The sequence below is a fragment of the Mesorhizobium sp. M7A.F.Ca.US.014.04.1.1 genome, assembly GCF_003998745.1.
In the GTDB taxonomy this organism is placed as follows: domain Bacteria; phylum Pseudomonadota; class Alphaproteobacteria; order Rhizobiales; family Rhizobiaceae; genus Mesorhizobium; species Mesorhizobium ciceri.
In genome coordinates this window covers 1-6,913 of sequence record NZ_RZRW01000314.1, presented here as the reverse complement: position 1 = coordinate 6,913, position 6,913 = coordinate 1, and the positions used below count along the sequence as shown (strand labels likewise).

Genomic DNA, 6,913 nt, shown 5'->3' with positions numbered 1-6,913 from the left:
CGCCAGCGCGATGGCATGGCTGATGAACAGCAGCGTCATGCCGTCCTCGGTCACCAGGCGTCGGATCAAGGCGACGATCTCGGCCTGCACGATGGTATCGAGCGCGCTGGTCGCTTCGTCGGCGATCAGCAATTTCGGACCGGCCGCAATGGCGGCGGCGATCGCCACACGCTGCTTCTGGCCGCCGGAAAGCTGGTGCGGGAAGGCGCGCAGGGCCGAGTCAGGATCGGGCAGGCGGACGCGTTCGAGCAGGGTTTTGGCCCTGGCATAGGACTGGGACCAGGTGAGGCCGAGATGGGTGCGGGCGACTTCGGCGATTTGTTTGCCGATTGGCATTACGGGGTCGAGGCTGGCGGATGGGTCCTGGAAGACGAAACCGATATCGCGGCCGCCGCGGGGAGGGTGACTTGATCTGGTGAAGAGCTTTTGCGGTCTGTGCTCTACGAGGCCCCCCTCTGTCCTGCCGGACATGTCCGGCAGGACAGAGGGAGGTGCCTTGGCGCCCAACGCCGACGGTAGGAACCAATCGATCTTTCCTTCAGTCTTGGTGCTTGCCGGCAACAGCCCGGCAATCGCCAGCGCCAGCGTGCTCTTGCCCGAGCCACTTTCGCCGATGATGGCCAAGCGCTCGCCAGCCTCTATATCGAGGCTGACATCCTTCAGCGCCGCCACCTCGCTGCCGTCGCGGCGGTAGGTCACCGTCAGGTCGCGGATCGAAGCCAGCGCGGTCACGACAGGCCTCTCCTGACCGCCGTCGTCTCGACAATGCCTTCACCGGCGAGATAGACGCCGAGCACGGTCAGCACCAGCGCTATGCCCGGGACGATCGACAGGAAGGGCGCGGTGCGCAGGACAGCGCGGCCTTCGGCAATCATGCCGCCCCAGGTGACCCGGTTGGGATCGCCCAGGCCGAGGAACGACAAGGCCGCCTCGGTGAGGATCGCCGCGGCGACGATCACCGACGACATCGCCAGCACCGGCGGCAAGGCATTGGGCAGCACCTCGCGAAAGGCGATCGCCAGCGGGTGCATGCCGATGACCCTGGCGCCGGCGACATAATCGCGTTCGCGAATGGAGAGGACTTCCGCGCGGGCGACACGGGCTGGTCCGGTCCAGGTGCCGAGCGCGATGGCGATCACGACGATGCCGAGCGACGGTCCGACGACGCTGACGAAGGCCAGTGCCAGCAGGAAACTCGGCACGGTCTGGAAGGCGTCGGTGATGCGCATCAGCACCTCGTCGACGAGGCCGCCGGCAAAGCCGGCCAATGTGCCGACCACTGCCCCGACGACAAGTGCGGCGGCCGCGGCGGCGATCCCGACAGCCAGCGATGTGCGGGCGCCATGAAAAAGCTCGGCCAGCACGTCGCGGCCAAGCCGATCGGTGCCAAGCGGGAGCGACCAGTCCTGGAACGGCGGCAGCAGCGCCGGCCCGGCAATCGCTTGCGGATCGCCGGGGAACAGCAGCGACGCCGACAGTGCCATGGCGAGCAGCGCCGCCAGGAGGATGGCGCCGGCGACCGCCTCGGGCGTGCGCAGAAAGCGGCGGAGGGCACTCATGCGCCGGCCTCGCAGGCGCCGACGCGCGGGTCGAGGAAGGCATAGGCGATGTCGACGGCAAGGTTGATGACAATGACCAGGACGGCGCTGGTGAGAATAATGCCGAGCAGAAGCGGCGTATCGCGGGAGGCGACTGCCTCCTGCGCCAGCCGGCCGAGGCCGGGCACGGAAAAGACGCTCTCGATGACGACACTGCCGCCGAGCATCTGCGCCGACTGCAGGCCGAGCATGGTGACCAGCGGCAGCAGTGCATTGCGGGCGACGTGGGCGAGCACGATGCGGCGGCGTGATAATCCCTTGGCGCGCGCGGCCAAGACGAAATCCTGCCGCCAGACCTCGGCCATGCCGGCGCGCATCATGCGCAGATAGAGCGCCAGGTAGATGAAGCCGAGGGCCGAAACAGGCAGGATAAGATGGACGGCGATGTCGGCTGCGCGGTCAAGGCCGGTCTTGTCGGAAGCCAGGGTCTCGATGCCGCCGATCGGCAGCCAGCGCAGGTCGACGGCAAAGACGACGATCAGCACCAGTCCGAGCCAGAAACCCGGCACGGCATAGAGCGCCAGCGAGCCGATCGACAGGAAGCGGTCGCGGAAACTGCCCGGCCGGGCGCCGGCATAGATGCCGAGTGCCGAGCCGAGCCCGAAGGAGAGCGCGGTGGCGCTGACCATCAACAGCAGCGTGTTGGGCAGGCGTTCGAGGATCACATCGCGGATCGGTCGGGAGAAGGTCACCGACTGGCCGAGGTCGAGATGCAACAGCGCCCAGAGGTAGTTAGCCAGCCGCGTCAGCTCCGACTGGTCGAGGCCCCAGCGATGACGCAGCAATTCGATCATGCCGGCGTCGCCGCCGGTCGAGACGATGTAGGCGTCGACGGCGTCGCCGGGGGCGGCCTCGAGCAAAAGGAACGTGCCGATGACGACGATCAGCAGCACGAAGATGCTGCCGACGAGGCGGCGGCGGAGAAGGGTGAGGGCGCGGTTCATGGGGGCGTCGATGGGTTGGCGATACGTTGATTAGGACCGCGCCTAGGCACCCTCCTCTGTTCTGCCGGACATCTCCCCCTCAAGGGGGGAGATCGGCTGTCTCTTTTGGCTTCGCCAATCTCCAACGTTGAAGAATTCGCGGGACAGACAAGCGGCCAATCTCCCCCCTTGAGGGGGAGATGTCCGGTAGGACAGAGGGGGGCCTCGTAGAACTCAAAGCCTACGATGATTTCGCGAATTTTCATCCGCGCAATTCTGTCACGATTCCAAATACGTGTCCGCCCAGTTCGACACCGCCCAGCGCGGGTTGTTGGCGATGTTGCCGACGGTGTCTCGCGCGACGCTGATGAAACTCCATTCGGCGACGTTGATCAGCGGCAGGTCGGCAGCCACCGCCTTCTGGAATTCCTTGTAGAGGTCGGTGCGGGCTGATGCGTCGAGCGTCTCCGATGCCTTGGCGATGAGCGCATCGAGCGCATCGTTCTTGTAGCCGCCCTGGTTGGAGAACGGCACGCCGTCCGGAATGCCGCTCTGCACCAGGATGGTGGTCGAGATCGCCGGATCGCCGCGGAACACCGGCGGACCGACCGCGAGATCGAAGGCGTGGTCGGTGTAGACCGCCTTGATGTGCGCGGCCGAGTCGTTGTTGACCAGCTCAGCGTCGATGCCGATGGCGGCGAGCGCCTGGCGCAGATAGTCGCCGAACTGTTTTGTCTCGTTGAAATAGGGCGCAGGCAGCAGTTTCAGCGTGAAGCGCTTGCCGTCCGGGCCTTTCTTGTAGCCGGCTTCGTCGAGCAGCGCGTTGGCCTTGGCGACGTCGAAGGCATAGGTCGGCACATCGGCGGTGTAGAATTGTGGATCGTTCTTCGGCACCGGGCCGGTGGCTGTCGCGGCATAGCCGAGGAACACCGTCTTGACGACGAAATCCTTGTCGATGGCATGTGCGATCGCCTGCCGCACTTTGACGTCGGCCAGTTCCTTGCGGCGATGATTGATCTCGACGACGAGTTGATAGGTCAGCCCTTCGTAACCCTTGGTGATCACTTTCAGCCCCGGCACTTTCGAGATGCGGTCGAGGTCGGCCAGCGGCACGGCGGAAAAGGCCGCCAGCTGGATCTCTCCGGCCTCCAGCGCGCTGGCCGCGGACGTGCGATCCGGCAGCACCTGATAGATGATCTCATCGAGATAGGGCTCGTCCTTGCCCCAGTAGTCGGTGTTTTTGGTCAGCCGGTAATACTGGCCGGCCTTGTACTCGCCGAATTTGAACGGTCCGGTGCCGATGGGCGCGTTGTTGGCCGGGTTGTCCTCGATCTTGCCGACCTCGTAGATGTGCTTCGGCACCACGCTGCTCAGCGCCGGCAGCGCGTTGCGGATCAGCTGGAACGGCGTCGGCTTGGCGAATTTGAACACACCGGTGAGATCGTCGGGGGTCTCGACGCTGGCCAGGTCCTTGAACGCGGTGCGTCCGAGGTTCTGCAGCGGCTTCCAGATCTGCAGCGCCGAGAAGGCCACGTCGGCGGAGGTGAACGGCTTGCCGTCATGCCATTTGACGCCGTCGCGCAGTTTGAACGTCACCGAGAGCCCGTCGGCGGCACCCTCCCAGCTCAGCGCCAGCCTTGGCGCGAGTCCGTCCTTGCCGTCGTAGGAGGCTTCGGCCAGCGTTTCGACGATCTTGCTGGAGATGAAGAAGACGCCGTTGGAAGCGACGATCGCCGGGTTGAGGTTGCGCGGTTCGGAATCGGCGGCAAGCACAAGCCGCCCGCCCTTCTTCGGCGTCTGCGCCCAGCCCGGTGTCGGCATGGCGGTGGAGGCCAGCAGCATTGCCGAGCCGGAAAGCATCGTGCGCCTGGAAATCGTGAAACCTGACATGATCGAACTCCGTCCTCTCCGCGACCCGGTTGGGCGCGCCAATACCCCTCGAACGCCGGCAAGCCCGCCAGCATCCTTGCGGCGGCGATTATGAGCCTTGCCGAGGGTTTCGCCAGAGACGGAATTGGCGCATCCTCGCTTGGCTTTGAAATTTTCGTCCGCTGGACCAGTTTGGAATATGCGCTTCTATCACGTCAATCTGGTAGGACCAAATTGATGGGATATGCGACGGACAAAGGTATGATGACATGGAACGGTGCTGTTTGCCCTATTTCTGGCTGGACCAGAACGGGCAAAATGGTGCAGATTTGAGTCATGGCCAGGGGATCGCGAGCGGAACGGCCGGCGGTCCCAGGCAATTCAGGGAGAGAGAGATGAACATTGCTCCGGGCAAGAATGCCGTCGGCAATATCCCGTTCGACCAGGCAAGGGTCGACCGGCTGATGGAGGAGGCCGGCATCGATGTGCTGCTCGCCACCTCCAAGCACAACACGCAATACCTGCTGGGCGGTTACAAGTTCATCTTCTTCGCCGCCATGGATGCGATCGGCCACAGCCGGTACCTGCCGATCGTCGTGTACGAAAAGGGCGGGCCGGACCATGCCGCCTATATCGGCAACCGCATGGAGGGCGGCGAGCACCAGAACAATCCGTTCTGGACGCCGACGCTGCACGCCGCCTGCTGGGGCACGCTCGACGCCGCCAACCTTGCGGTCGAGCACCTGCAGAAGATCGGCAAGGCCGGCGCGCGCATCGGCATCGAGCCTGGCTTCCTGCCATCGGACGCCTATACGCTGATCCGCAAGGCGTTGCCGGATGCCAGGCTGATCGATGCGACCGACATGCTGGAGCGCATGCGCGCCATCAAGACCGATGCGGAGCTGGAGAAGCTGCGCACGGCCTCCGAACTGATCACCGATTCCATGCTGGCGACCATTGCCTGGGCGCGTGAAGGCACGACTAAAAGCGAGATCATCGAGCAGCTGCGGCGCGAGGAAACCAATCGCGGCATCCATTTCGAATATTGCCTGCTGACGCTGGGTGCCAGCCACAACCGCGCCGCTTCACCGCAGGCGTGGAAAAAAGGCGAGGTGCTGTCAATCGATTCCGGCGGCAATTATCACGGCTATATAGGCGACCTCTGCCGGATGGGCATTCTCGGCGAACCGGATGCCGAGCTGGAAGATCTGCTGGCCGAGGTCGAGACGGTGCAGCAGGCGGCCTTTTCAAAAGTCAAAGCGGGCACGCTGGGCGGCGACATGATTTCGCATGCCGAGGGCGTGCTGAAGGCTTCGAAGGTCGCGCCCTACACGGATTTCTTCGCCCATGGCATGGGGCTGATCACGCACGAGGCGCCGTTCCTGATGACCAACCACCCGGTGACCTATGAAGGCACCTATGCGGCCAAACCGCTGGAGAAGAACATGGTGCTGTCGGTGGAGACGACCATGCTTCACCCGACACGGGGCTTCATCAAGCTGGAAGACACGCTGGCGGTGACGGAGAGCGGATACGTGATGTTCGGTGATCGGGGCCGGGGGTGGAACAGGGGTGGGACGGCCTAGCTGGTATTGAGGCTGCTGCCCCCTCACCCGGATTGCCATCCGGGAAAAGCAATTCGGGGCAATCCGACCTCTCCCCGAGGGCAGAGGTCGGAGCCGGAACCGAGGAAAGATCACTGCCCCGGCGGAATCAGCCTGAAATCCGGCAGCTCACGCAAAACCAGTTCAGGTCCTGCCGGCGAATAGACGACGAACAGCTGCATCGGCCCGTCGCCGGTGTTGAGCGTCGAATGAAAGCGGCTTTCCGGCACGTAGATGGTGCAGCCGGGGCCGACCTTCTCGACCATCGGATTGCCCTTCTCGTCCTCGACCATCTGTTCGCCATGGCCTGAGATGACGAAGATGATTTCTTCCGCGCCCGGATGGTTGTGGCGCGTGTGGCCCTTGCCGGAAGGCAGGTCGACGACCCCGCCGGAAAAGCGGGTTGCGCCATTCACTTCGGGCGCCACCGTCAGCGCCAATTTTCCCCAGTCGAAGCCGAAGGCGCTGACGTCCTTCGGGTACACGAACACTTTGCTCTTGTCGGTCATCTCACTCATCCCTTCTTTTTCTTGAATGTGGTCTTCTGGCCGCCGAGCGCGACGGCCTTGAAATCGGCCGTCTGCTTGGCGATCGCGGCTTCCGCCGGCAGCCGTTCCATCGAGCTGGCGCCATAGAAGCCGTGCAGGCCCTTGGCCTGGGAGAGAATGTAACGGGCGTCGTCGGGCATCGAAATCGGGCCGCCATGGCAAAGCAGGATGACATCCTTGCGCACCGAGCGCGCGGCATTGGCGATGGCGTCGATCTCCTGAATGCAGTCGTCGAGCGACTTGGCTGACGTGGCGCCGATCGAGCCGCCTGTCGTCACGCCCATATGGGCGACGACGATGTCGGCACCGGCCTTGGTCATGGCGCGGGCCTCATCCGGGTTGAAGACATAGGGCGTGGTCAAGAGATCGAG

At 64.1% G+C, this 6,913-nt stretch carries 8 protein-coding genes; 2 read left to right on the top strand and 6 right to left on the bottom strand.

The window, feature by feature from the left end:
* The 4 genes from EOA22_RS20325 to EOA22_RS20310 form a co-directional block, all read right to left on the bottom strand.
* Positions 1-732, bottom strand: a 732-nt coding sequence (locus EOA22_RS20325; protein ID WP_164755669.1) for an ABC transporter ATP-binding protein, incomplete at its 3' end; no start/stop codon positions are given.
* Positions 729-1,559: an ABC transporter permease gene (locus tag EOA22_RS20320; RefSeq protein WP_127390171.1), complete on the bottom strand. Its 831-nt coding sequence runs from the start codon at positions 1,557-1,559 to the stop codon at positions 729-731. The genes EOA22_RS20320 and EOA22_RS20325, both read right to left, overlap by 4 nt.
* Entirely contained in the window at positions 1,556-2,542 is a 987-nt protein-coding gene (locus EOA22_RS20315; RefSeq protein ID WP_063169054.1) for an ABC transporter permease, read from the bottom strand. The genes EOA22_RS20320 and EOA22_RS20315 overlap by 4 nt, the downstream gene beginning before the upstream one ends.
* Before the next feature lie 258 nt (positions 2,543-2,800).
* Positions 2,801-4,411, bottom strand: coding sequence for an ABC transporter substrate-binding protein (locus tag EOA22_RS20310; protein ID WP_127390170.1), 1,611 nt, complete (start codon positions 4,409-4,411; stop codon positions 2,801-2,803).
* A 90-nt stretch (positions 4,412-4,501) separates the two neighbouring features.
* On the opposite strand from EOA22_RS20310, the gene EOA22_RS20305 reads away from it, so the two are divergent.
* Both EOA22_RS20305 and EOA22_RS20300 read left to right on the top strand, forming a co-directional pair.
* The gene (locus tag EOA22_RS20305) at positions 4,502-4,723 is read left to right on the top strand and encodes a hypothetical protein (RefSeq protein ID WP_127224205.1); all 222 of its coding nucleotides are present in this window, start codon (positions 4,502-4,504) and stop codon (positions 4,721-4,723) included.
* A 62-nt stretch (positions 4,724-4,785) separates the two neighbouring features.
* Positions 4,786-5,976 carry a Xaa-Pro peptidase family protein gene (locus EOA22_RS20300; RefSeq protein ID WP_063169052.1) on the top strand — a complete coding sequence of 397 codons (1,191 nt, stop codon included), beginning with the start codon at positions 4,786-4,788 and terminating at the stop codon, positions 5,974-5,976.
* Positions 5,977-6,086: 110 nt separating this feature from the next.
* Here EOA22_RS20300 and EOA22_RS20295 read toward each other — a convergent pair whose 3' ends face one another.
* Positions 6,087-6,503, bottom strand: coding sequence for a cupin domain-containing protein (locus tag EOA22_RS20295; protein ID WP_013529490.1), 417 nt, complete (start codon positions 6,501-6,503; stop codon positions 6,087-6,089).
* A 5-nt stretch (positions 6,504-6,508) separates the two neighbouring features.
* On the bottom strand, positions 6,509-6,913 hold a 405-nt coding region (locus tag EOA22_RS20290), incomplete at its 5' end, for a phosphoenolpyruvate hydrolase family protein (protein ID WP_164755666.1).

Coding starts and splice junctions, on each gene's coding strand:
- EOA22_RS20310 (WP_127390170.1), bottom strand. CDS start 4,411: ATGTCAGGTTTCACGATTTCCAGGCGCACGATGCTTTCCGGCTCGGCA.
- EOA22_RS20315 (WP_063169054.1), bottom strand. CDS start 2,542: ATGAACCGCGCCCTCACCCTTCTCCGCCGCCGCCTCGTCGGCAGCATC.
- EOA22_RS20300 (WP_063169052.1), top strand. CDS start 4,786: ATGAACATTGCTCCGGGCAAGAATGCCGTCGGCAATATCCCGTTCGAC.
- EOA22_RS20320 (WP_127390171.1), bottom strand. CDS start 1,559: ATGAGTGCCCTCCGCCGCTTTCTGCGCACGCCCGAGGCGGTCGCCGGC.
- EOA22_RS20295 (WP_013529490.1), bottom strand. CDS start 6,503: ATGACCGACAAGAGCAAAGTGTTCGTGTACCCGAAGGACGTCAGCGCC.
- EOA22_RS20305 (WP_127224205.1), top strand. CDS start 4,502: ATGAGCCTTGCCGAGGGTTTCGCCAGAGACGGAATTGGCGCATCCTCG.